Genomic DNA, 23,247 nt, shown 5'->3' with positions numbered 1-23,247 from the left:
AGTTTATATAAAGTTAAAAATGAGCATACTTTTTAAAAGTATTGTTCATTGTAAGAGGTAATTTTTTGTAACAAAACCAAGGTTAGAGCAACTTACTATAAGAAAAAAAGCAATTGAATGGAAATTTTAAACCAGTTATCATTATTTAGTTATCTATTAGCATCTTTTTCAGCTATTATGATAGGTTTTTTATTTTTAACCTTGAAGATAAGAAAACAAAAAGGAAATGTTTTTTTAGTATTGTTTTTATGGGCTTTAGGATTTAATATAATAAGCGACTTTCTTAACGACGAAGAATTAGCGAATGTTTTTAATCATATTTCAATAGAAATTAATAGTTACTTATTTATTATTCCGTCGCTATTTATCTACATTATAATTGTTACGAAAGAAAAAGGAGGTTTTTGGTGGTTGTTTTTGTATTTACCAGGTATCTTTTTGAATTTGATTTCTTTTAAAGACCCTGAGCTAGGAGAGGTTTTACATGAACTGATGTTTCTTTTTATGAATATCCCGTTGTTAGTAATTGCTTTTTACTTTTTGAAAAGATATAGATTGAAGTTAGAAAATTATTATTCATATGTAGAAAATAAAACACTTTCATGGATTAAAGTAATTATGCTTACCATAGTTGGATTACATATTTTTATGTTTTTAAGTGGAATTTTATTGATAAACGATGACAGTGAATTGGTAGAAGTACAAATCGAATTTATCATAAGCTTAGTTACCTTTTTTATTGTGTATTGGATTGGTTATAATGGATTTCAGCAAGTAGCCTATATAAACGATGTTTCTGATAAAATAGCTAAAGTAGAAGTGGAAAAAGAAGAAGTAGTAGAAGAAACTGTAAAGAATAACAAAGAGATTAACACTCTGAAGTTTAAAGAGCTTTATACTAAAATAGAAAAAGAGAAATATTACAGAAACCCTAACTTAACCGTAAAACTTTTATCAGAGTTATTAACTGTAAAAGAGAGAGAATTATCTAATTTGATAAATGTATGCGCAAAAAAGAATTTTCATCACTTTATAAACCAACTAAGAGTACTAGAGTTTAAAAGATTGATAGAATCTGATAAAGCAATGCAATATTCAATTTTAGGACTAGCAAAAGATGCAGGCTTCTCTTCAAAATCAACTTTCTACAAAGTATTCAAACAAATAGAAGGAATGACGCCTAGTGAATACAAGAGTAAATTGAAGTGTTCTGAAAAGCTTGTTTAAGAGTTGTTTGGTTGAATACTCTCCTAATTTAATAGAAATTTCTAGTTTTTTAAAAGTAAGTCTTGTATGTTGCGCAGAAGTTTTAGAGCTTGGAAGTAATAAAAACTAGATAAAGCTCGTTTTTGTAACCAAAGAATCAGTGTTGGGTAGACTGATTTATAACTTAAAATATCAATTTCATTGAAGAACTTTGAACTTATATCACTGTTATTTGATTTGTTAACAGCCTTTTCGGGTATAACTATTGGAATTCTTTTTATTACACTAAAAATAAAAAACCAAAAAGGAAATATTTACTTAGCGCTTTTTGTATTGAGTTTATCATTGGGTTTTATAGAAGATCTTTTTGAAGATGAGAATTTAGGAATACTATCGGATAATATAAGAATAGTGATAGAAACCGATTTTTTTATCATGCCTTCTATATTTCTTTATGCTTTAACTGTGGCAAGGAAAAATATATCATATGTTTGGTTACTACTCTATTTACCTGGAGTTTTAATGAATATTATTGGTTTTTCAGATTCTGAAGGAGAGGAAATTATTCAGGGCTTAGCATTTGTGTTGTTAAACTTTTCATTATTGTTTTTTTCTTTTAGAGTATTAAACAGATTTAAAAAGAAACTGAAAAGTTATTATTCTTATATAGAAGATAAAAGTATTTCATGGGTCAAAACAATAGTAATAACTACTTTAATAATACATTTTTATATTCTTTTTGAAGGTGTTTTAATAATGGTATTTGATAACCGTTATTTAGAGGTATTCTTAGAATTAATTTTAAGCATGCTCACATTCTTTGCGGTGTATTGGGTTGGATATAATGGATTTCAACAAATAGGTTACATTAATGATGTTTCGGAAGCGGTTGCCTTAGTAGAAATTCCTGAGACAGATAATCAAGACAATAATAATTCACAACTCAAAAGTGTAGACGATGTAAATTTAGAGAAGTTTAAACGCTGCTGTGAACAAATTCTAAAGGAGAAATATTTTACTAATCCAGATTTAACTTTAAAACTACTTTCAGGTTTTTTATTCATAAAGGAAAGAGAGTTGTCTGAACTTATAAATTCATGTGCAAAAAGTAATTTTCATGGCTTTATTAATAAGTTTAGAGTAGAAGAATTCAAGAAACTAATAAGCTCGGATAAAGTTGTGCATTATTCAATATTAGGACTAGCGAAAGATGCTGGTTTTTCTTCAAAATCAACGTTTTACAAGGTGTTTAAAGAGGTTGAGGGAGTTACTCCAAGTGAGTATAAAAACAGGTTAAGAAGTCCGAATACGTGTTCTAGGACTTGTTAAAAAGAATTTTTTTAATCGTGTAACGTTTCTTTGCTGACAGGTAATTGTAACGTTATTTATTGAAGGGATAAAGTTACTTTTTAGAAGTACATGTCTAATTTTAAAAACAAATCACGATGAAGAAAATAATAGTAACCATAATTATACTTTGGTTGGGACACGTTCCAGCACAATGTCAAGAGATTTCTAAACAAATTTTTGGGAAATGGGAATTAAAGCAGGTAGAAGCAATGGGACAAAAAGGAAGTCCTATGGAAGTTTTTGGAGTTGCCGAAGCCTATCAAGAGTACCAAAAACCTAATAAGTTTACAGGTTTTTTAGGAGAAAAAGTAAGCGGAAGTTTTATTATTGATGATAAATCCAAAACAATTACTGTAAAAGCAGGAGAAGATGACGCTGTTTTTAAAGTAAAAGGCTTTACCGCTAATAAAATGGTGCTAGATATAGCCACCGAAGAGGGAATTCTGACCCTACATTATCAGAAGAAATAACTATTGTTTAAAGTTTAATAAATCTAATATTTAACTCTATTAATTAGAGTAAAATTATCATTAGTCTTACGTCATGTTTATGTTTTAAGTATGATGTAGGATAGGATAACTATAGCCATCAACCAACCAAATTAACGTTATAGTCACTTAAAAAAAATCCACTATGTCTCTATTTTATGAAAACCCATTGGTTTTACAATTAATTGTTTATGCTTTTATCATTTTTTTCTTTTGGGGATTAGAATTAGTACTATTCTCTCAGCAGATAAAACAAAAAGCACTTCATTCATTATTAAATGCAAAGTTTATAATATTTGTGTTGCCGGTTCAAATTGGGCTTTCTACCATAGTATTTATGGTAGCAAATTGGACAGTTAAAGAAAAATGGGGTTTACTATACCAATTACCTTTAGAAGAGTTTTCAATATTACACTTTATTGTAGCTTTTATATGTATTGATTTTTTTGATTATTGGTACCATGTAATGATGCATAGAGTTCCACTTTTTTGGAGGTTTCATCAAATACATCATAGCGATATGGATGTAGATATTTCAACAACAGTTAGAGAGCATCCTGGAGAAACTACTGTAAGAGTAAGTTTTTTAATAGCTATAGTTTTCGTTTTAGGAGTTCCAGTAGAGTTCTTATTAATCAAACAATTTATTCAAAGTTTTATCAATTTAACTTCGCATTCAAAGGCAAAATTGCCAGAAAAGGTAAACAATATTGTATCGCTTTTATTTGTAACACCAAATACACATCACATACACCATCATTATGTATTACCGCAAACTGATAGTAATTATGGAGATATATTTTCTATTTGGGATCGATTGTTTTCAACATTCAGTAAAATGAAACAATCAGACATTGTACATGGAATAGATACCAATATGGATGTAGATGAAAATAAAGATTTTAAAAATTTAATTACTCGTCCTTTTGATGAAAATAGAGAGCATTCAACTAATCCTATTTATAAAAAGGTAAAGTTAAAAACGGTAAAGTAGTTTTAGGATGAAGATGAGGTTAGTAGTAGTGTTTATTTTCATATACACTACATTGAGTGCACAGACAAAAGTTAGTGGTAAAATTTTAGATGAGAATAATGAACCTTTACCATATGTAAATGTTTTTTTTAAAGGAACTACCATAGGTACAGTAAGTGATGAAAAAGGAGAGTTTTATATACAAAGTGCTAAAAAGCAATCAGTAATATCAATTGTTTTTCTAGGTTTTCAAACTCAAGAAATTGAATTGAAAGATAGGATAATGAATGGGTTGAAGGTAACATTAAAAGAAGATAATACTACTTTAGAAGAAGTTGTAATCGTTAAGCGACCAAAAAAGAGAGTTAAGAAAGAAGAAAACCCAGCGTATCGAATATTAAAAGAAATCTGGAAAAAGAAGAAAAAAAATGGACTTTCCTTGGTTAGATCGTATCAATATGATCAGTACAATTCAAGAGAGCTAGGTTTTGGAAACATGGATAGTGCTTTTGTTCGTAAAGTTTTACGTAAAAAGTTTCAGGACTTAAAAGATAATGTGCAAAAAAACTATGACAATGATACCTACTATTTGCCAGTAGAGTTTATAGAAAAAAGTGAAAAAGTTTATGGAAATAATTTATTGCACAAAGAAAGAAGAGATGTTGAAGGAGAACGAAAAATAGGAATACATCAACTAGGGAAATATGTAGATAGAGCTGCTACTATTTTTCAAGAGATAGATGTGTATAATGATAATGTATTTATTTTAGATAAAACCTTTATTAGTCCAATTTCTACAACAGGGTTTGGAAGTTATGATTATGTATTATCAGATAGTTCAATTGTAAATAATAGAAAAGAATATACCATTCATTTTTTTCCTCGACAAAAAGGAGATTTGGTATTCAAAGGTCACATGAAAGTTGCCGATAAAAGCTTTGCTTTAACTTCTATTGATATGGAAATTTTAAAAGATGTAAATCTGAATTTTGTTAGAGACTTATCAATAGAAAAAACATTTTTATTAAAAAACGATAGTATTTATTTGCCGAAAACAAATAAATATAAGGGAGAATTCACTTTTTTGACAAAGAATAATAAGGAAAAAGGTATTTATCTAGTAAAAAAAGAAAAGTTCTCAAAATATGTTTTTGATAGAGAAAAATCGGCAGCTTTTTATGATGTGAAAATAGTTCAAAATTCAGCTAATCAATTTAAAAAGTCTGATACTTACTGGAACATAAAGCAAGATGAAACAGCAAAGAATACATTTAAACTTGTAGATAAAGTAAAATCTAGTAGTAAAGTAAAAAAAATAACGGGTACCATATATACGTTATCTGATGGTTATTTTACACCTATTACGGGAATTCAGTTAGGAAATATATTTACTACAACTGCAAGAAATGATGTCGAGGGAATTAGGTTAAGATTAGGTTTTAGAACCTTTAGGACTAATAATGACCGAATGAAGTTATTAGGTTATGGAGCTTATGGATTCAAAGATAAAAAGTTTAAATATGGTCTAGAGGGTAGGTATTTGGTTTCATTAAAACCAAGAATAACTATTGGAGCAGCTTATATGGATGATGTTGAACAAATGGGGTTTACCAGATTTAATGAAAGAGATTTAATACCACAGCCAGACAAAGGTCCGAAAGCAGTTTTTGTAAGAGGAGATAATTATTTTTTAGCGAAAGTGAAAAAGAAAATGTTCCGATTTGATGTAGAAATAGCTAAAAACTTTAACATGGGAATTAAGTTGGCTCATGAAAAAATATCATCGGCAGATCCAAAACGTTTTTCTATGGCATTTTTTGATAAGAAAAAGAATAAAACAATAAACGTAACCAAAGATGTGTATTCTGATTTTTATTTAAGTTATCAACCAGGAAGAATTACAGAAGGTTTTGGGGTTGATAGACAGTTAGGAACAAAGTTGCACCCCAAATTGCTAGTAAATTATAAAAAGGCATATAAAGGAATTTTTGGAGGTAATGTAGATTATGAAAAGTTATCAATTCTATATAATCATCCAATACCAGTAGGGAAATTTGGAGTATTCGACCCAACTATTATAGCTGCAAAAACATTCGGGAAAACACCTTTATCGGTGTTAACAGCTGTACCTTCAAATCAAACTTATTTCTTAACACCTAATACATTTGCCTTGTTAGATTATTATGATTTTGTAGCAGATAGTTCAATTGAAGGTCATTTTGAACAGCATTTTAATGGTTTGATATTTAACCGTATTCCTTTAATTAAAAAATTAGGGTTGAGAAGTTTACTGACTTTTAGAGCAGTTTATGGAAGTATTTCCGATAAAAATAAAAAGATAAATAGATCAACGATAAAATATGCAGCACCAAATAGGAAACCATATTTCGAATATGGTTTTGGAATAGAAAATATAGGTTATGGGAATTTGAGACCCTTACGTGTTGATTTTATTTGGAGAGGAGATTTTAAAAATGTAAACGGACCAGTAAGCCCAGGTTTTGGGATACGAGTTGGTTTTAAAACATCATTTTAACTTATGAAGACAAAAATTGAACTAATAATTATAGTACTGTTTTTAGCAAGCGCTACATTGTACGGACAAGAATACATTTATGATGTAAAGGTTTTTGGAAAAAAAATAGGAACAGTTACAGCAAATAGAATTCAAAAAGGAACTAAAACAGTTTATAAAACTAGTTCCTTTTCATCAATTCGCTTTTTTGGAAAAAAAGAAATTTCAACATTTATGGAAACTGTGTATGAAAACGATGTTTTACAAAGGAGTTTTTATGAAGTGAAAAAAAATAAGAAAACTAGAGAAAAAGCAGTTTTAGAATATAAGAAGGATAAATATTTTATTATAACCGATGGTAAAGAAACATATCATGATAAACCCATATTTATGAGTACTATAATGTTAACTTATCATAGACCGGAAAATAACGAAAGAGTCTTTGAAGAGGTAGGAGGTTTTTATAAAACCATGATGAAAATAAGTGAAAATAAGTTTGATTTAATTAACCCAAATAGCAGGCACAAAGATACTTATATATATAATGAAGAAGGGGTTTTGAAAAAGTGTATAGTTCGAAAAACCTTATTCAATTTTGAAATGATTTTAAAAACGGAAAAAAAGCAATTAGGAAAATTATAAATAATGGATAAAGCTCCAAAATTTTCTTTTTTCTAAATAATATAGATTCGTTTCGTTTAAATAAGCTTCTCGTTCAAAGCTTAAGTTTTTATAAGCTAAATGACGGTTTTTATAAATAATCAACTTAACTAGCCATTCAATAATGTAAAACAAGAAAAAGAAAATAATAAGTAATTCCTGTTGTTGTCTTAAATGAATTTTTTCATGATTAATTAACTCGTAGTTATACCTTAAATCTTTTCTTTTCAAAAAAATAAAAGGATATAAGGTTAGCCCAATGAACCCTTTCGGGATGATATGTTTAGAGATAAAAATCATGATAAGATTATGGTGTAAAAATAACCATTTTATATTTTATAAGAATGAAAAGAGTGTTTTTAAGTAGTAATCTTTTCTATAAGAGAAGCCACAATAGGGTTTCTATTATTCTTATCCCATACAACCGAAAGTGTTGTTCGTTGAGGTATTTTATGGAGCTCAATAAACTTTACGTTCATGTTGTATCCTTTTTGAAGTGACTTAGGAACAATAGATAAACCAAAATTGTTTTCAACTAATTTATAAATAGAAGCAGCATGAATTGTATTATGAGAAACAATGGGAGTAAAACCACTTTCATCAAATATTTGCATTATTTTTTCATAATAAGACGGACTATAAGAAGGGTCAAATAAAATAAAAGATTCATCTTTTAATTCTTGTAAACCTTTAAAGTTAGAAGTATTTATTGGATGGTTTTTGGGTAATACTAAGCAGAAAGATTCTTTTAAAATAGGTTTAATATTTAAACCTCTCGGAACTCTATCTAAACGTACAAAACCAACGTCAATGTCATGAGAAAGTAAACTTTCAATTTGCTTCTGATTGTCCATTTCTTTTAACCCAAATTGTACATTAGGATGCTCTTTTTTAAATTGAATTAATAAATTAGGGATAATATCTTGCATCGCAGAACCAACATAACCAAATTCTAACTTACCTTGTTTGCCATCTTGAAGAAGCTTCGCATAGTCTAAAATGTTATCTAAGTTTTTCAGATTTCTTGTAAGCTCATTTTTAAGATATAAACCCGCAGAAGTCAACTCAACTTTTCTGTTATGTCTCACAAATAATTCGACACCTAAATCGTCTTCCATTTGTTTAATTTGTCTACTTAAACCTGGCTGTGAAATAAAAAGACGTTCAGCCGCTTTTCTAAAGTGTAAGTCTTCAGCAACAGCCAAAAAATATCTAAAGTGTCTTAACTCTATTTGATAACTCATAGTTATTAATTGATGATTTAATTGATATTGTTGGTTATCAAAATTAAAAATAACTTTGTGAAAAATGAAATAATAGACATGTTTAAATACGGAATAGATCACTTAACGGTAGACAAAGTAATTGCAATTGCCGAAGGAACTTTAAAAGCAGAAATAACATCTGAAGCTAAAGATAAAGTAAATGTATGTAGAGGGAAGGTTGATAAAATGGCAAATTCTGATGCCGCTATTTATGGTATAAATACAGGTTTTGGTCCATTATGTGACGTGCAAATTACACCAGAAGAGACAAGTAAGTTACAAGAAAACTTATTAATCACACATGCGGTTGGAGTAGGGAATCCTATAAATAAAAAGTTATCTAAAATCATGATGATATGTAAAGTACATGCATTATGTCAAGGATTTTCAGGAGTACGTTTAGAAATGATAGAACGTATAGTATATTTTATTGAAAATGATTTATTGCCAGTAGTTCCAGAGCAAGGTTCAGTAGGGGCTTCTGGAGATTTAGCACCACTATCTCACCTATTTTTACCATTGTTAGGAGAAGGAGAATTTTGGGTTGGAGATAGTATAGAATCAGCAAAAAAAGTATTAAAAGATAATGGTTTAGAGCCTTTAATATTACAAGCTAAAGAAGGTTTGGGGTTAATAAACGGAACACAGTTTATATTAGCACATGCTATCCTTGGTTTGAAAAAAATGGAGTACCTATTAGATTTGGCTGATGTTGCTGGAGCTATGACTTTAGAAGGCTATTCAGGTAATGTATCACCATTTAAAGAAGAGTTACATAAAATACGTCCATTTGAAGGAAATTTAAAAGTAGCGGAACGTATGAGAATGCTTTTAAAAGATTCTCAAAATGTAGAAGATACTAGTTTCCCAAGAGTACAAGATCCATATTCTATTCGTTGTATGCCACAAGTGCATGGAGCATCAAGAAATGCTTACAATCATTTAAATGAAATGGCTGAAATAGAAATGAATTCTGTAACAGATAACCCAATTGTATTAAGTGAAACAGAAGCAATATCAGGAGGGAACTTCCATGGACAACCTTTAGCAATGGTGTTAGATTATGCATCAATTGCAGTTGCTGAGTTAGGTAATATTTCAGATAGACGTTCATATTTGTTATTAGAAGGAAAATACGGTTTACCTAGATTATTAACTACAGCTGGCGGATTGAATTCAGGATTTATGATTCCTCAATATACTACAGCAGCTTTAGTAACAGAAAATAAATCATTGTGTTTTCCACCGTCGGCAGATAGTGTGCCTACTTCATTAGGTCAGGAAGACCATGTTTCTATGGGAAGTATTTCAGGAAGAAAATTCAATCAAATTTTAGGGAATTTAGATAAAATATTAGCTATAGAGTTTATGTATGCTGCACAGGCAATGGACTTTAGAAGACCAAATAAGTTTTCATCAATCATAGAAGAAAACTTTAAACTAATTAGAAATAAAGTGGCTAAATTAGAGGAGGATAGAGTATTAAAAGATGATATTAATGCTTTGGTAGTAATGGTTAAAAATCAAGAATTTAAAGTAGCGTAAAAAGAAATTATTATGACATTTAAAGAACAAATACAACAAGGAATTCCAAATGAATTACCAGAAATTCCAGTATACGATTCATCAATAAACAGAGCGCCTAAGCGTAAAGAAATTTTAACCACAGAGGAGAAAAAATTAGCGCTAAGAAACGCATTACGTTATTTTGATAAAGAACATCATGAGGTATTATTACCAGAATTTGCTGAAGAGTTAGAAAAGTATGGACGTATTTATATGTACCGTTTCCGTCCTACTTACAAAATGCATGCACGTGATATTGAAGAATACCCAGGGAAATCGTTACAAGCGAAAGCTATTATGTTGATGATTCAGAATAATTTAGATTATGCGGTAGCGCAACACCCACATGAGTTAATTACTTATGGAGGAAATGGAGCAGTATTTTCTAACTGGGCTCAATATTTACTAACAATGAAGTATTTATCTGAAATGACAGATGAACAAACTTTAGTAATGTACTCAGGACATCCAATGGGATTATTTCCATCTCATAAAGATGCACCAAGAGTTGTAGTTACAAATGGAATGATGATACCTAATTATTCAAAACCAGATGATTGGGAAAAATTCAATGCTTTAGGAGTTACCCAATATGGGCAAATGACAGCAGGAAGTTACATGTATATAGGTCCACAAGGAATTGTACATGGAACAACAATTACAGTATTGAATGGGTTTAGAAAGATAGGAAAATCGCCAAAAGGAAGTTTATTTGTTACTGCTGGTTTAGGAGGAATGAGTGGAGCACAGCCAAAAGCTGGAAATATAGCAGGATGTATTACCGTTTGTGCAGAAGTAAACCCTAAGATTACACAAATACGTTTAGATCAAGGTTGGATAGATGAAAAAATTACCGATTTAGATGAATTAGTTAAGAGAGTTAAAGAAGCTAAAACAAATGAAGAAGTAGTTTCAATAGCTTATTTAGGAAATATAGTTGAGGTTTGGGAGAAGTTTGCAGAAGAGAATGTGCATATTGATTTAGGATCTGACCAAACATCATTGCATAATCCATGGGCAGGAGGATATTATCCAGTTGATCAGTCATTTGAAGAATCAAATGATATGATGGCAAATAATCCAGAGTTATTTAAGGAAAAAGTACAAGAAACACTACGTCGTCATGCAGCAGCTATTAATAAGCACACAGTTAAAGGTACCTATTTCTTTGATTATGGAAATGCATTTTTATTAGAAGCGAGTAGAGCAGGAGCAGATGTAATGAATCCAAATCCTACATTAGGAAGAGAGTTTAAATATCCAAGTTATGTACAGGATATTATGGGGCCTATGTGTTTTGATTATGGTTTTGGACCATTCCGTTGGGTATGTGCTTCAGGAAAACCAGAAGATTTAGCAAAAACAGATGAAATTGCTTGTAGCGTATTAGAAGAAATAAGAAAGAATTCGCCAGAAGAAATTCAGCAACAAATGGCTGACAATATTCAGTGGATTAAAGGAGCTCAGGAAAACAAATTAGTAGTAGGGTCTCAGGCACGAATTTTATATGCAGATGCAGAAGGAAGAATGAAAATAGCACAAGCGTTTAATGAAGCTATTGAAAGAGGTGAAATAGATCCAGTTGTTTTAGGTCGTGATCATCATGATGTATCAGGAACAGATTCTCCATACCGAGAAACTTCAAATATTTACGATGGTTCTCGTTATACCGCAGATATGGCTATTCACAACGTAATTGGAGATAGTTTTAGAGGAGCTACATGGGTCTCAATTCACAACGGAGGTGGAGTAGGATGGGGAGAAGTTATGAACGGAGGATTTGGCATGCTTCTTGATGGTAGTTTAGATGCATCAAGACGCTTAAAATCAATGCTTTTTTGGGATGTAAATAACGGAATAGCACGTCGTAGTTGGGCAAGAAATGAAGAAGCAGTTTTTGCTATTAAACGTGCCATGAACGTTGAACCTAACTTAAAAGTAACTTTACCAAACTTAGTGGATGATGCATTATTAGAAAATGTATAAACCCTAAGAAAATGAAGATATCGAAATTACTTTTTTTACCAATGATTACTTTGTTTATTGTTTCATGTAGTAGTGTGAAAGTAGCTACAGATTACGATACTAAAGTAAATTTTAATGACTATAAAACATTTGCGTTTTATAAAACAGGAATTGATAAAGCACCTATCTCTGACTTAGATAAGAAGAGAATTATGCGTGCAGTTGAAGCTGAATTAGTAGCAAAAGGTATGACCAAGTCATCTAATCCAGATGTATTAGTTAGTTTATTTACCAAATCTAGAGAACGAATCAATATTAATGATGTTAACTACGGCTGGGGCTGGGGTTATGGTTGGGGCTGGAATCCATGGATGTGGGGAGGTGCCAATCGTTTAAATGTAAACCAGTATACTGAAGGAACATTGTTTTTGGATATTATTGATGCAAAAAATAAAGAGTTAGTTTGGCAGGGAATTGGAACTGGAGCATTAAAAATTACCAATATGGAGAAAAAAGAGGCCAGAATTAGAGAGTTTGTAAAAGAAATTATGGCTAAGTATCCTCCTGGGAGTAAGAAGTAATTAAATAAAAATTAAAAAACAAAAAGCATCAAATAGAATATTTGATGCTTTTTTTGTTAAAAAAAGTTAAAAAAAATGTAACAAACTATTAATCAAGTCTACTGATATGTAAATCATTAAAATTACAAAACCAAAAAGTATGAAGTTAGTTATAGAGAATTTGACAAAAACCTATAAGAATGGTGTAAAAGCTATTGATGGTTTAAATTTAGAAATCGGAACAGGAATGTTTGGATTATTAGGGCCAAATGGAGCAGGGAAGTCTTCATTAATGCGTACTATTTCTACATTACAAAGTCCAGATTCTGGAACTATTACTTTTGGAGATATTAATGTTTTAGAAGATAAAATGGCATTGCGAAAAGTACTGGGGTATTTACCACAATCATTTGGAGTGTACCCAAAAATGTCAGCAGAAGATTTATTAGATTATTTCGCAACATTAAAAGGAATTGCTTCAAAATCAGATCGTGAAAAATTGGTGAGAGAAGTATTAGAGATTACCAATTTATATGAAGTACGTAAAAAATATGTAGCAGGATATTCAGGAGGTATGAAACAACGTTTTGGAATAGCGCAATTATTATTGAATAATCCAAAACTAATTATAGTAGATGAACCAACAGCAGGATTAGATCCAGCAGAGCGTCACCGATTTTTAAATGTGTTAAGAGAAGTAGGAACTAATTGTACAGTTATTTTTTCAACGCATATTGTGGAAGATGTTAAAGAGTTATGTAAAGAAATGGCGATTCTAAATGGAGGACGTATTTTAAAACATACAACGCCAACTGAGGCTACAAAAGAAATTGAAGGACAAATTTGGACTAAAATTATTGATAGAGAAGCGTTAGAGCAAACGGAAGCTACTTACAATGTGCTATCTTCAAACTACAATCAAGACAATACATTAAATGTACGTGTGTTTTCAGAAACAAAACCAGCTGAAGACTTTAAAGAGGCTACACCACAGTTAGATGATGTGTACTTTTTAGCATTAAAAGGAGATCAACCAGTAGCAGTTTAATCAATTTCTAAACTAAAAACACATGTTTTATACAATATTTAAACACGAGTTAAATTACTGGTTAAAGAAGCCAGTAACATATATTTTTACGGCTATTTTATTCTTGATAGCTATTTTTTTATCATCTAGTTCTGCTGGTATTTTTGATTTTTTAACAGTAACAACTGGTTCTTCAATCATTGTAAACTCACCATCAGGAATTAATGGGTTGTTTAATGGAATGGCAACTTTTTTATTCTTCTTATTTCCATCAATAATAGGAATTTCGGTATATAGGGATTATAAAAGTGAAATGCATTCAATTTTGTATTCTTATCCATTTAGTAAAGCGAATTATTTATCGGCTAAGTTTTTAAGTTCTTTTGTAGTTGTGCTCTTAATTATTCTAGTAGCAGGTATAGGATTGTTCTTAGGTTTTAGATTACCTGGAACAAATCAAGAGATAGTTGGAGCTTTTAATTTTTCAGCATATACACATTCTTATTTAATATACATTATACCAAATGTATTATTATTTGGAGCTATTGTATTTGGAGTAGTTACATTCACTAGAAACATTGCTGCAGGTTTTATAACAGTAGTTTTATTAATGTTTGTTCAGGGTGTAGCGGAAAGCTTTTTGTCAAATCCTGATAATCGTTTTTGGTCAGCTTTATTTGATCCTTTCGGATCACAAGCGGCAAGTTATTATACACGTTATTGGACTGTTGCAGAACAAAATGAATTAATGCTGCCTTTTAAAGGAGTCATCATTTATAACCGATTATTATGGTTGGGGATAGCGAGTGTTATACTAGCAGGAGTTTATAAGTTGTTTTCATTTACTCAGAGTGCATTTACATTTAGTTTTAAAAAGAGTAAAGGAGAACGTATTATAAAGCATAACTTTGGAGGGATTACTCGTATAGAATTACCTAAAGTTACTTATGATTATTCATTTATAAATGATTTAAAAACTACTTGGAAATTATCAAATGTAGATTTTAAATATATCTTCAAGAGTTGGCCATTTATAGCCATTTTATTAGTTGGTTTGATATCATTATTAGTGTTTGCTCAAACAGCAGGAGAATTGTTTGGAACTAAAACATATCCTACTACTTGGCAAATGTTATTATTACCAGGAACTGTATTTACCTTCTTTATAAATTTATTAACTTTTCTATATGCAGGAATGTTAATACGAAGAGGAGAAATAGCAAAAACCAACCATTTAATAGATGTAACTCCGGTAAAAAACTGGACACTTTTAGTGTCTAAATTTATTGCTATTATAAAAATGCAAATTGTATTATTAGGAGTAATTGTTGTGGCTGGAGTGTTATTTCAGATATATAAAGGGTATTATAATTTTGAATTAGGACACTATTTTTATGAGGTATATGTACTAATGTTTATCCATTTTGTTATTTGGGCCTTCTTAGCAATGTTGACTCAAACGTTAATTAAAAACCAATATTTAGGATTATTTGTACTGTTAGTTTTTTTAATAGGGTTACCATTATTATCATTAGCGGGAATAGAACAGTCAGTATTTAAGTATAATCAAGGTTCTAATTATCAGTATTCTGATATGAATGAATATGGAGCTTCATTTAATAGATATTTTGCTTATAAGATTTATTGGTTTATCGGTGGTTTGATTCTATTGATTTTAGCAAAGTTATTTTGGATGAGAGGAATAACATTCTCTTTTGCAGAAAGATTAAAAATCGCCAAAGAGCGTCTAAATTACAAAGTAATTGCAGTTTTATCTGTTTTAACTCTTTTGTTTTTCGGTTTAGGAGGAAGAATTTATTACGAAAACAATGTGTTGAATACACGTTTATCATCGAAAGAAAGAGAACAATTAAGAGTTGATTGGGAGAAGAATTATAAAAAGTATGAAGGAAAAGCCCAACCTAGAATTGTGGCTGTAAATGTAGATATGAATATTTTCCCGAAGATAAGAGATTTTAAATCTTCTGGAATTTATAAAATGATAAATAAAACTAGCGAAGCTATTGATAGTGTTTTCTTAAATCATAATGACTATCCAAGTACATTTGAGTTTAATAAACCAAATACGTTAGTGTTGGAAGATACAGTTCAGAATTTTGATATTTATAAATTCAAAACACCAATACAACCAGGAGATAGTTTAGAATTAAAATTTACAGTTCATAATAAGCCAAATACATTTTTACGAAACCATTCACCAGTATTAGAAAATGGTACATTTATAAATAGTGGAATTTATCCATCATTAGGCTATGCTTCAGGAGGAGAATTAAGAGATGATGAGACTAGAAAGAAGTTTGGTTTACCAAAGAATGAATTAAGACCACATCCAACAGATAGCACAGCTTTAGGAGATACTTATATTTCTAAAGATTCAGATTGGATTGATTTTGAAGCAACTGTTTCAACATCAGAAGATCAAATAGCTATTGCACCTGGATATTTACAAAAGGAATGGACAAAAGATGGACGTCGTTATTTCCATTATAAAATGGATAGTAAGATTCTAAATTTCTATGCGTTTAACTCAGCTAAATACGAGGTCAAAAAAGATAAGTGGAATGATGTAAATCTTGAAATCTATTATCAAAAAGGGCATGAATATAACTTAGATAGAATGTTTAAAGGAATAAAAGCATCGTTAGATTATAATTCAAAAAACTTCAGTCCATATCAGCATAGACAGGTTAGAATTATTGAATTCCCAAGAACAGAAGGAAGCTTTGCACAATCATTCCCAAATACGATTCCATTCTCAGAAGCAGTTGGTTTTATTGCTGATGTAGATGATACAGATGAAGGAGGAGTTGATTACCCATTTGCAATTACGGTTCACGAATTAGCGCATCAATGGTGGGCACACCAAGTAATTGGAGCAGATGTTTTAGGAGCAACTATGTTATCGGAAAGTTTATCAGAATACGTGTCGTTAAAAGTATTAGAACACGAATATGGGAAAACGAAGATGCGTAAGTTCTTAAAGAAAAGCTTAGACGATTATTTACAGCAACGTACTTTTGAGCGTAAACGAGAAAAAGCATTAATGTATAACGACGGACAAGGGTATATCCGTTATCAAAAAGGGTCTTTAGTATTTTATGCTTTAAGCGATTATATTGGAGAAGATAAGTTGAACAATGCTTTAAAAGAATATGTAGAAAAGGTTAAGTTTCAAGATGCGCCATATACTACATCAATTGAAATGGTTGATTATATAAAGAAAGCAACACCAGATAGTTTACAGTACGTAATTAAAGATATGTTTGAAACGATTACTTTGTATAAAAATAGAGTAACTAAAGTAGAATCTAAAGAGTTAGAGAACGGAAAATACCAAGTTGATATAGAGTTTGAAGTATCTAAATATCGTAATGACGAAAAAGGAAAACGTTTTTATGGTGAGCAAGCAGGAGATACTTTAACATATAAAACTGAAAAAATGAAAAAGCCAGTATTATCTGTTAAGTTAGCTGACTATGTAGATATCGGTATTTTTGGTGAAGAAGAAGTAGATGGAAAGAAAAAAGAGATTGAGTTATATTTGAAAAAACATAAAATAACGCAGATAAATAATAAAGTTTCGATAATTGTAAATAAAAAGCCTGTTGAAGTAGGAGTAGATCCTTATAACAAGTTAATAGATACAAAGTCTGATGACAATAGAAGAAAACTTTAAAATACTACTTACGTAAAAAAGAAAGCGCCTTGTTATTATAACAAGGCGCTTTTTATTTTAAAAGGTATCTAAATTATTAATCAATTATAATTTTACTGTCATGTGGAAACTCTTTCTCTAATTTCTCTTTTCCTTTATTGTACATTTTTTCAAGCTCTTCTTCGTCAATTTCTCTTTCTTGATATTTGATTTCAAGGTCAATTATAAATTCAAGTTCTTTCAATAAAAACTTGTAAGTATCAATAGAGCTATAGTTTGCTATTTTTCTCAAATTGATTAAACTACTAAAAATGAAATTATGACTATACTCAGAGATGTTTTTAGAAACAACTTCGTTAGAAATAATATTTTCCATTAAATCAGGATAAGGAATAGGGTTGTCTAATTTTAGTTTATTAATAAGGTTAGGGGTGTAACTAGAATCTTTTTTAATAGTATCAATATAAGTTCCTAATCCTTTTGTGTAATCAAAAGTATTATCAATAATGTTTTTAGCAGATTTTAAAAGTTTAACAGTATCAGCTTTCTCTTTTTTAAGGTTTTCTTTATTTGATAAATTAACGGCTAAAAGAACACCGAAAAGAGTAGCTAGAAGAGTTGAAACAAAAGATAGCGTTTCTGATTTTTGTTGTTTCTTTTTTAATAGAATTAAAAAGCCTATGCTTATTAAGCTAATAATGATTAAAATGAATGTATATCCCATAGAGTTTGTAAAATGTATTCAATAGTACTATATATAGGTGTATTTAACAAGCTTTTTGTTACATGGAGTTATATTAATAATAAAAACAATTATTTTTGCATTCATGCATAATAGAAGAGTAGCTCTTACTGAAGAAGATTATTACCTAAATGAACAAGGGTATAGAGTATTTACAGAAAAATATCATTTAAAAAGAGGTTATTGTTGTAAAAACGGTTGTAAGCATTGTCCTTATGGATACGATAAAAAAACAGATAGCTTTAAATAAAGTGACATTTATAGAATAATTGTTTCTAAAAAATATAAATTAAAGAGAAATGAAAAAAATTATAGCAGTAGCATTCGTTGTTTTATTAACAGGATGTGCAGAGTTGCAAAAGGTAGTAAATCAATTACCACAAGGAGGAGTATTATCTCAAGAACAGATAGGAAATGGTTTACGTCAAGCATTAGATAATGGAATAAAAAACCAAGTAAAAAAACTAACAGCAAAAGATGGTTTTTATAGAAACAAATTAGTGAAAATTGTTTTGCCAAAAGAATTGCAAGTAGTAGATAAAGGGTTACGTAAAATAGGTTTAAGTAATTTGGCAGATGAAGGGCTGAAAGCGATTAATAGAACAGCAGAAGATGCAGTAAAAACAGCAACACCAATATTTGTAAATGCAGTGAAAGAAATAACTTTTAATGATGCGAAAAATATTTTATTAGGAGAGAAAAATGCTGCTACAGTTTATTTAGCAGGAAAAACAAATAGAGCATTATATAGTGAGTTTAATCCGGTAATTAAAAACTCTTTTGCTAAAGTAGGTGCTGATAAAATTTGGGCAAACTTAATTTCAAAATACAATAGTATACCGTTTGTAAAAAAAGTAAATCCAGATTTAACAGATTATGTTACTACACAAGCTCTAAATGGAGTTTTTACAATGATAGAAGTAGAAGAAAAAGGAATACGAGAAAAAGTAGGTTTACGTAATACAGCATTATTACGTCAAGTATTTGCTTTACAAGATAAAAGATAAAATAATATATATTGTTTCTTAAGAGCCTATTATGAAATTTCATAATAGGCTCCTTTTTTTGTAATAAGGTTAAATCGTATAAAAAGCATAGGGAAAACACTAAGAATTAAATACGATTGCTTTTATGTTGTTGTAAATCAAATATTTGTGTATATTTATAGTCCTAGTTAATCAATTACAAAATGTCAAGAGTTAATCAATTACAAAGGTATAGAGAGCATCTAGAAAATAGGTACCGTAAATTGGTTGAGAGAGCTAATGATTACAAGTATGAGGATGAATGTAAAAGTGATCGCTCTGCTTTTAAGGCAATGAAAGTTTTAGAGAAGCTTAATAGAATTAAATATTTAGATAAGGACCTCTCAAGTTCTGTTGTGTAAATCTATAAAATAGTCAAAGGCTTTTAACAACCTGGTTCCATACCAAGAAAACATTTCACCATCAACAAAAATTATTTTTGCGTGGTTTGTATGTTCTCTTAATTCCTCCTTGTGCTTATTTTTAAAAGGATAAGGTTCGGATGAGAGCAATATAAATTCAGGATTTCCATCAGAAATAATGTTTGTTAATTTTACTTCTGGATAACGACTTTTAGAACTATAAATATTTTTAAATTTATTTAGTTCTAAAAGGTGGTTAATAAAGGTAGTGTTTCCAGCAACCATCCATGGATCTCTCCAAATAAAATAAGCTACTTTTTTTTCACCCTTATTTTTAATGAATTGTGCAAAGTGGTGTAATTTACGATCTAATTCAGAATTAATTTCCAAAGCTTTTTGTTCACAAGAAAAAATTGAACCATATTGGGTTATTAACTCTTTAGAATCATTAAGGGTGAAAATTTCAGAAACATGAGTTGGAGCAATACGTTCACAAGCCTCAACAATTTCTTTCGTGTTTTCTTCCTTGTTGCAAAGAATAATATCGGGATTTAAACTTTTTATTTTATCAAGCTTAATAGTTTTAGTACCACCAACAGTAGTTTTTTCTTTTCTTAAATGGGTTGGATGTACACAAAACTTGGTAACTCCAACAATACTCTCTTCCAATCCCAAGTCAAAAAGCAATTCTGTTTGACTTGGAACTAAAGAGATAATTCGTTTTGGAGTTTTGTTTAATTCAAAAACTCTGTTTATTTGGTCTTTGAACTTCATAAACTAGTTTAAAATATCCTTCATTTGAGTTTGTAATTCTTCGGCTTTTTTAGCAGCAGCTTCAGCAAAGTCTTTTTCATTAGAAGCATAAATAATACCACGTGAAGAATTAATAAGTAACCCAACAGTGTCATTCATACCATATTTACAAACATCTTGTAAATTTCCTCCTTGTGCTCCAACACCAGGAACTAATAAAAATGAATTAGGAATAATAGTTCTGATGTCTGCTAAAAACTCTGCTTTAGTAGCGCCAACAACATACATCAGGTTTTCAGCATTATTCCAAGATTTAGAAGTTTCTAAAACTTGTTTATATAATTCAATACCATCAACGTTTTTAGTTTGAAAGTCGAAAGCTCCCTGATTAGAAGTTAAAGCTAGCATTATAGTGTGTTTATCTTCAAAAGCTAAAAAAGGCTCAACAGAGTCTTTTCCCATATAAGGAGCTACTGTAACGCTATCAAAAGCTAAATCATTAAAAAAAGCTTTCGCATACATGGTAGAAGTATTTCCAATATCACCACGTTTAGCATCGGCAATGGTAAAAATTTCAGGATGCTTATCATTAATGTATTGTATGGTTTTTTCTAAAGCTTGCCAACCTTTAATACCATAAGCTTCATAAAAAGCAGTATTGGGTTTGTAAGCCACACATAAATGGTGTGTCGCATCAATGATTGCTTTGTTGAAGGCAAAAATAGGATCTTCTTCTTTTAATAAATGAGATGGAATTTTATCTAAATCTACATCTAATCCAATGCATAAAAACGAGTTTTTTCGTTTGATTTCAGATACAAGTTGTTGTGTTGTCATGAGTTGTTGTAAAAGTTGTACAAAAGTACACTTTTTTGCCACTTTCTGTTATCTTTGTTATAGATGTTTCAATATATTACAAACAAAATACTTTACGGCTTTTTAACGCTCTTTGGGGTGGTTACAGTAATATTTTTACTGTTTAATATTTTACCTGGAGATCCAGCTCGTATGATGTTAGATCAAAGAGAGGATACAGAGCAATTAAATAATATTAGAAAAAAATATGGTTTTGATAAGCCAGCATTTACACAGTACCTCTATTATTTAAATGATGTTTCTCCACTTTCAATTCACAGTAATAATAAAGAAGATTATACTTATTTAGCAGAAAAAAAGTATAATGCTCAAAAACTGTTTTCTGTTGGAGAATCAACAATAGTTTTAAAATATCCATATTTAAGAGAATCATTTCAGAAAAACGAAAAGGAAGTATCTGAGATTATAGCAGAAACTTTGCCTAATACAGCGATATTAGCAGTGTCGGCAATTGTAATAGCTTTGGTATTAGGTATATTTTTAGGGATTATTTCAGCGCTTTATAAAGATTCTATTTTCGATAGAGTTATAGCTGTGATAAGTACTTTTGGAATGAGTGTGCCTTCGTTTTTTTCAGCAATTTTATTTGCTTGGTTTTTTGGATTTGTATTACATAAATACACTAATTTAGAAATGACAGGAAGTTTGTATGAAGTTGACGATTTTGGAGAAGGAAGTTATATTCAATTAAAAAATTTAATATTACCAGCAATAGTTTTAGGAATACGTCCGTTAGCAGTAGTAATACAGTTAATGAGAAATTCATTACTTGAAACACTAAGTCAAGATTATATACGAACAGCAAAAGCAAAAGGGTTAACTATGGTTCAAGTCGTAAAAAAACATGCCCTGAAAAATTCTTTGAATCCTGTAATAACGGCAATTTCAGGTTGGTTTGCTTCGATGTTAGCAGGAGCGGTTTTTGTAGAGTATATTTTTAACTGGAATGGATTAGGAAAAGAGATTGTAAATTCATTAAATACACTTGATTTACCAGTAATAATGGGAGCGGTACTCGTAGTAGCAACTTTATTTATAGTCATCAATATTTTGGTAGACGTTCTTTATAGCTGGTTAGATCCGAGGATTAGATTAAATTAAATATGAGACTTTTTTTATTAATAATAGTTTTTTCAATTTTAGGAAGTTGTGCAGTTTTTCAGCCAAAAGAGTTTAATACAGAAGCTTTAGAAGAAAAATTAGTTACAGTAAATAGAGATAGTATAACTTTAAAAGAAATTATAAAAAAGAATACATCAGAAAAACAGTTTGTACAGGTGTTTGCTACCTATTGTCCGGTAAGTCAGGATAGTTTTGAAGATGTTATAGCTTTTCAAAAAGAAAACCCATCAATTGATTATATTTTTTTGTCAGTAGATCATTCTTATCATGATTGGAAAAGAGGACTTGAGAATATAAAGGTAAAAGGAGAGCATTATTATATACCAAAAAAAGGAAAAGGAAAATTAGGACAGTTTTTAAAACTTAAAACAATACCTAGATTTATGGTGTTGGATAATGAAGGTAATATTATACTTTATAAAACATCAAATCTATCAGAAAGACTTAAAAGTAAAATTAAATAGTATATGGTCAAAAAAGTAATGTTGTTATTGTTAGTAGGATTGGTTAGTTGCACACTGGAAAGTCCAACAACATTTTCCAAAAAGGCATTAGAGGATGTGTTTATTACTTTAAACAATGAAGAAGTTACTTTCGATGAAATTCTAACTAAGAATAAAGGAAAAAAGATATTAATAGATGTTTGGGCTTCTTGGTGTATAGATTGTTTAGAGAATTTACCAAAAGTTAAAAAATTACAAGAAGAGAATCCAGATGTAGTGTATTTGTTTTTATCATTAGATAGAGATTTACAATCATGGAGAAATAGTATAGAGAGATTAGAAATAAAAGGACAACATTACTATATGAAATCTGGTTGGGAAGGAAAGTTTGGAGATTTTTTAGGTTTGAGTTGGATTCCCCGTTATGTACTGATAAATGAAACAGGGGGAATTGAAGTTTTTAACGCTACAAAAGCAACAGATAATTTAATTATAGAGGGCTTAAAAAAATAATGTATTTTAGCTGTTTAATAGCTAAGTAACTTGTTGAAAAAGTTTTTAAAATCTATTTTTTACAAGTTAGAACAATCTTCAGCTTTAAGAGAAATCATTAATATTTTTAGTGTTTGAAAGTATAATATTGATACAAAGATTTCTAAAAAATAATATTTAA

The 23,247-nt window shown here is 29.8% G+C and carries 21 protein-coding genes; 16 read left to right on the top strand and 5 right to left on the bottom strand.

What is annotated here, in order from left to right; all coding sequences use genetic code 11:
- The first annotated feature begins 117 nt into the window (after positions 1 to 117).
- The 6 genes from F7018_RS12770 to F7018_RS12745 all read left to right on the top strand — a co-directional run bounded on the left by F7018_RS12770 (position 118) and on the right by F7018_RS12745 (position 7,174).
- A complete protein-coding gene (locus F7018_RS12770; RefSeq protein WP_150900450.1) occupies positions 118 to 1,227 on the top strand; it encodes a helix-turn-helix domain-containing protein in 1,110 nt (369 codons plus the stop codon).
- 180 nt (positions 1,228 to 1,407) lie between these two features.
- Positions 1,408 to 2,535, top strand: a complete 1,128-nt coding sequence (locus tag F7018_RS12765) for a helix-turn-helix domain-containing protein (RefSeq protein ID WP_150900449.1) — start codon at positions 1,408 to 1,410, stop codon at positions 2,533 to 2,535.
- A 116-nt stretch (positions 2,536 to 2,651) separates the two neighbouring features.
- On the top strand, positions 2,652 to 3,026 hold the full coding sequence (locus tag F7018_RS12760) for a hypothetical protein (protein ID WP_150900448.1): 375 nt from the start codon (positions 2,652 to 2,654) through the stop codon (positions 3,024 to 3,026).
- A 163-nt stretch (positions 3,027 to 3,189) separates the two neighbouring features.
- Positions 3,190 to 4,038 carry a sterol desaturase family protein gene (locus tag F7018_RS12755; RefSeq protein WP_150900447.1) on the top strand — a complete coding sequence of 283 codons (849 nt, stop codon included), beginning with the start codon at positions 3,190 to 3,192 and terminating at the stop codon, positions 4,036 to 4,038.
- A gap of 7 nt (positions 4,039 to 4,045) precedes the next feature.
- Positions 4,046 to 6,553: a DUF5686 and carboxypeptidase-like regulatory domain-containing protein gene (locus tag F7018_RS12750; RefSeq protein WP_150900446.1), complete on the top strand. Its 2,508-nt coding sequence runs from the start codon at positions 4,046 to 4,048 to the stop codon at positions 6,551 to 6,553.
- 3 nt (positions 6,554 to 6,556) lie between these two features.
- Positions 6,557 to 7,174: a DUF6134 family protein gene (locus F7018_RS12745; protein WP_150900445.1), complete on the top strand. Its 618-nt coding sequence runs from the start codon at positions 6,557 to 6,559 to the stop codon at positions 7,172 to 7,174.
- On the opposite strand, the gene F7018_RS12740 is transcribed toward F7018_RS12745, so the two are convergent.
- Both F7018_RS12740 and F7018_RS12735 read right to left on the bottom strand, forming a co-directional pair.
- Entirely contained in the window at positions 7,169 to 7,423 is a 255-nt protein-coding gene (locus tag F7018_RS12740; RefSeq protein WP_317132389.1) for a hypothetical protein, read from the bottom strand. The genes F7018_RS12745 and F7018_RS12740 overlap by 6 nt on opposite strands.
- A gap of 128 nt (positions 7,424 to 7,551) precedes the next feature.
- Positions 7,552 to 8,436 (bottom strand): LysR family transcriptional regulator, encoded by an 885-nt coding sequence (locus tag F7018_RS12735; protein ID WP_150900443.1) that lies wholly within the window; start codon positions 8,434 to 8,436, stop codon positions 7,552 to 7,554.
- 78 nt (positions 8,437 to 8,514) lie between these two features.
- Here F7018_RS12735 and hutH point away from each other — a divergent pair, with 78 nt between their 5' ends.
- From hutH to F7018_RS12710, 5 genes are all read left to right on the top strand, one after another.
- Positions 8,515 to 10,002 (top strand): histidine ammonia-lyase, encoded by a 1,488-nt coding sequence (hutH, locus tag F7018_RS12730; RefSeq protein WP_150900549.1) that lies wholly within the window; start codon positions 8,515 to 8,517, stop codon positions 10,000 to 10,002.
- Between the two features lie 12 nt (positions 10,003 to 10,014).
- A complete protein-coding gene (locus tag F7018_RS12725) occupies positions 10,015 to 12,009 on the top strand; it encodes a urocanate hydratase (RefSeq protein WP_150900442.1) in 1,995 nt (664 codons plus the stop codon).
- An 11-nt stretch (positions 12,010 to 12,020) separates the two neighbouring features.
- A complete protein-coding gene (locus F7018_RS12720; protein WP_150900441.1) occupies positions 12,021 to 12,569 on the top strand; it encodes a DUF4136 domain-containing protein in 549 nt (182 codons plus the stop codon).
- 139 nt (positions 12,570 to 12,708) lie between these two features.
- The gene (locus tag F7018_RS12715; RefSeq protein ID WP_150900440.1) at positions 12,709 to 13,596 is read left to right on the top strand and encodes an ABC transporter ATP-binding protein; all 888 of its coding nucleotides are present in this window, start codon (positions 12,709 to 12,711) and stop codon (positions 13,594 to 13,596) included.
- Positions 13,597 to 13,618: 22 nt separating this feature from the next.
- On the top strand, positions 13,619 to 17,272 hold the full coding sequence (locus tag F7018_RS12710) for an ABC transporter permease/M1 family aminopeptidase (RefSeq protein WP_150900439.1): 3,654 nt from the start codon (positions 13,619 to 13,621) through the stop codon (positions 17,270 to 17,272).
- Between the two features lie 76 nt (positions 17,273 to 17,348).
- Here the strand turns inward: F7018_RS12710 and F7018_RS12705 are convergent, their stop codons facing one another.
- Complete coding sequence (locus tag F7018_RS12705; RefSeq protein WP_150900438.1) at positions 17,349 to 17,975, bottom strand: hypothetical protein; 627 nt, start codon at positions 17,973 to 17,975, stop codon at positions 17,349 to 17,351.
- 103 nt (positions 17,976 to 18,078) lie between these two features.
- On the opposite strand from F7018_RS12705, the gene F7018_RS18520 reads away from it, so the two are divergent.
- Together F7018_RS18520 and F7018_RS12700 are read left to right on the top strand one after the other, a co-directional pair.
- Complete coding sequence (locus tag F7018_RS18520; protein WP_175578729.1) at positions 18,079 to 18,243, top strand: DUF5522 domain-containing protein; 165 nt, start codon at positions 18,079 to 18,081, stop codon at positions 18,241 to 18,243.
- 49 nt (positions 18,244 to 18,292) lie between these two features.
- Positions 18,293 to 19,000 (top strand): DUF4197 domain-containing protein, encoded by a 708-nt coding sequence (locus F7018_RS12700; protein ID WP_150900437.1) that lies wholly within the window; start codon positions 18,293 to 18,295, stop codon positions 18,998 to 19,000.
- Positions 19,001 to 19,362: 362 nt separating this feature from the next.
- On the opposite strand, the gene F7018_RS12690 is transcribed toward F7018_RS12700, so the two are convergent.
- Positions 19,363 to 20,154, bottom strand: coding sequence for an ABC transporter substrate-binding protein (locus F7018_RS12690; protein WP_150900435.1), 792 nt, complete (start codon positions 20,152 to 20,154; stop codon positions 19,363 to 19,365).
- 3 nt (positions 20,155 to 20,157) lie between these two features.
- On the bottom strand, positions 20,158 to 20,970 hold the full coding sequence (pyrF, locus tag F7018_RS12685; RefSeq protein WP_150900434.1) for an orotidine-5'-phosphate decarboxylase: 813 nt from the start codon (positions 20,968 to 20,970) through the stop codon (positions 20,158 to 20,160).
- A 63-nt stretch (positions 20,971 to 21,033) separates the two neighbouring features.
- Between pyrF and F7018_RS12680 the strand changes: the two genes are divergently transcribed.
- Genes F7018_RS12680 through F7018_RS12670 form a run of 3 tightly spaced genes read left to right on the top strand, consistent with a single transcriptional unit; the run spans position 21,034 to position 23,087 of the window.
- A complete protein-coding gene (locus F7018_RS12680) occupies positions 21,034 to 22,110 on the top strand; it encodes an ABC transporter permease (protein ID WP_150900433.1) in 1,077 nt (358 codons plus the stop codon).
- Between the two features lie 2 nt (positions 22,111 to 22,112).
- The gene (locus F7018_RS12675; RefSeq protein ID WP_150900432.1) at positions 22,113 to 22,595 is read left to right on the top strand and encodes a TlpA family protein disulfide reductase; all 483 of its coding nucleotides are present in this window, start codon (positions 22,113 to 22,115) and stop codon (positions 22,593 to 22,595) included.
- Between the two features lie 3 nt (positions 22,596 to 22,598).
- Entirely contained in the window at positions 22,599 to 23,087 is a 489-nt protein-coding gene (locus F7018_RS12670; RefSeq protein WP_150900431.1) for a TlpA family protein disulfide reductase, read from the top strand.
- Positions 23,088 to 23,247 lie beyond the last annotated feature (160 nt).

It is taken from the genome of Tenacibaculum aiptasiae, from assembly GCF_008806755.1.
GTDB classification, from domain to species: domain Bacteria; phylum Bacteroidota; class Bacteroidia; order Flavobacteriales; family Flavobacteriaceae; genus Polaribacter; species Polaribacter aiptasiae.
The sequence above is the reverse complement of the archived record's forward strand: the minus strand, read 5'-3'. Positions and strand labels throughout refer to the sequence as shown.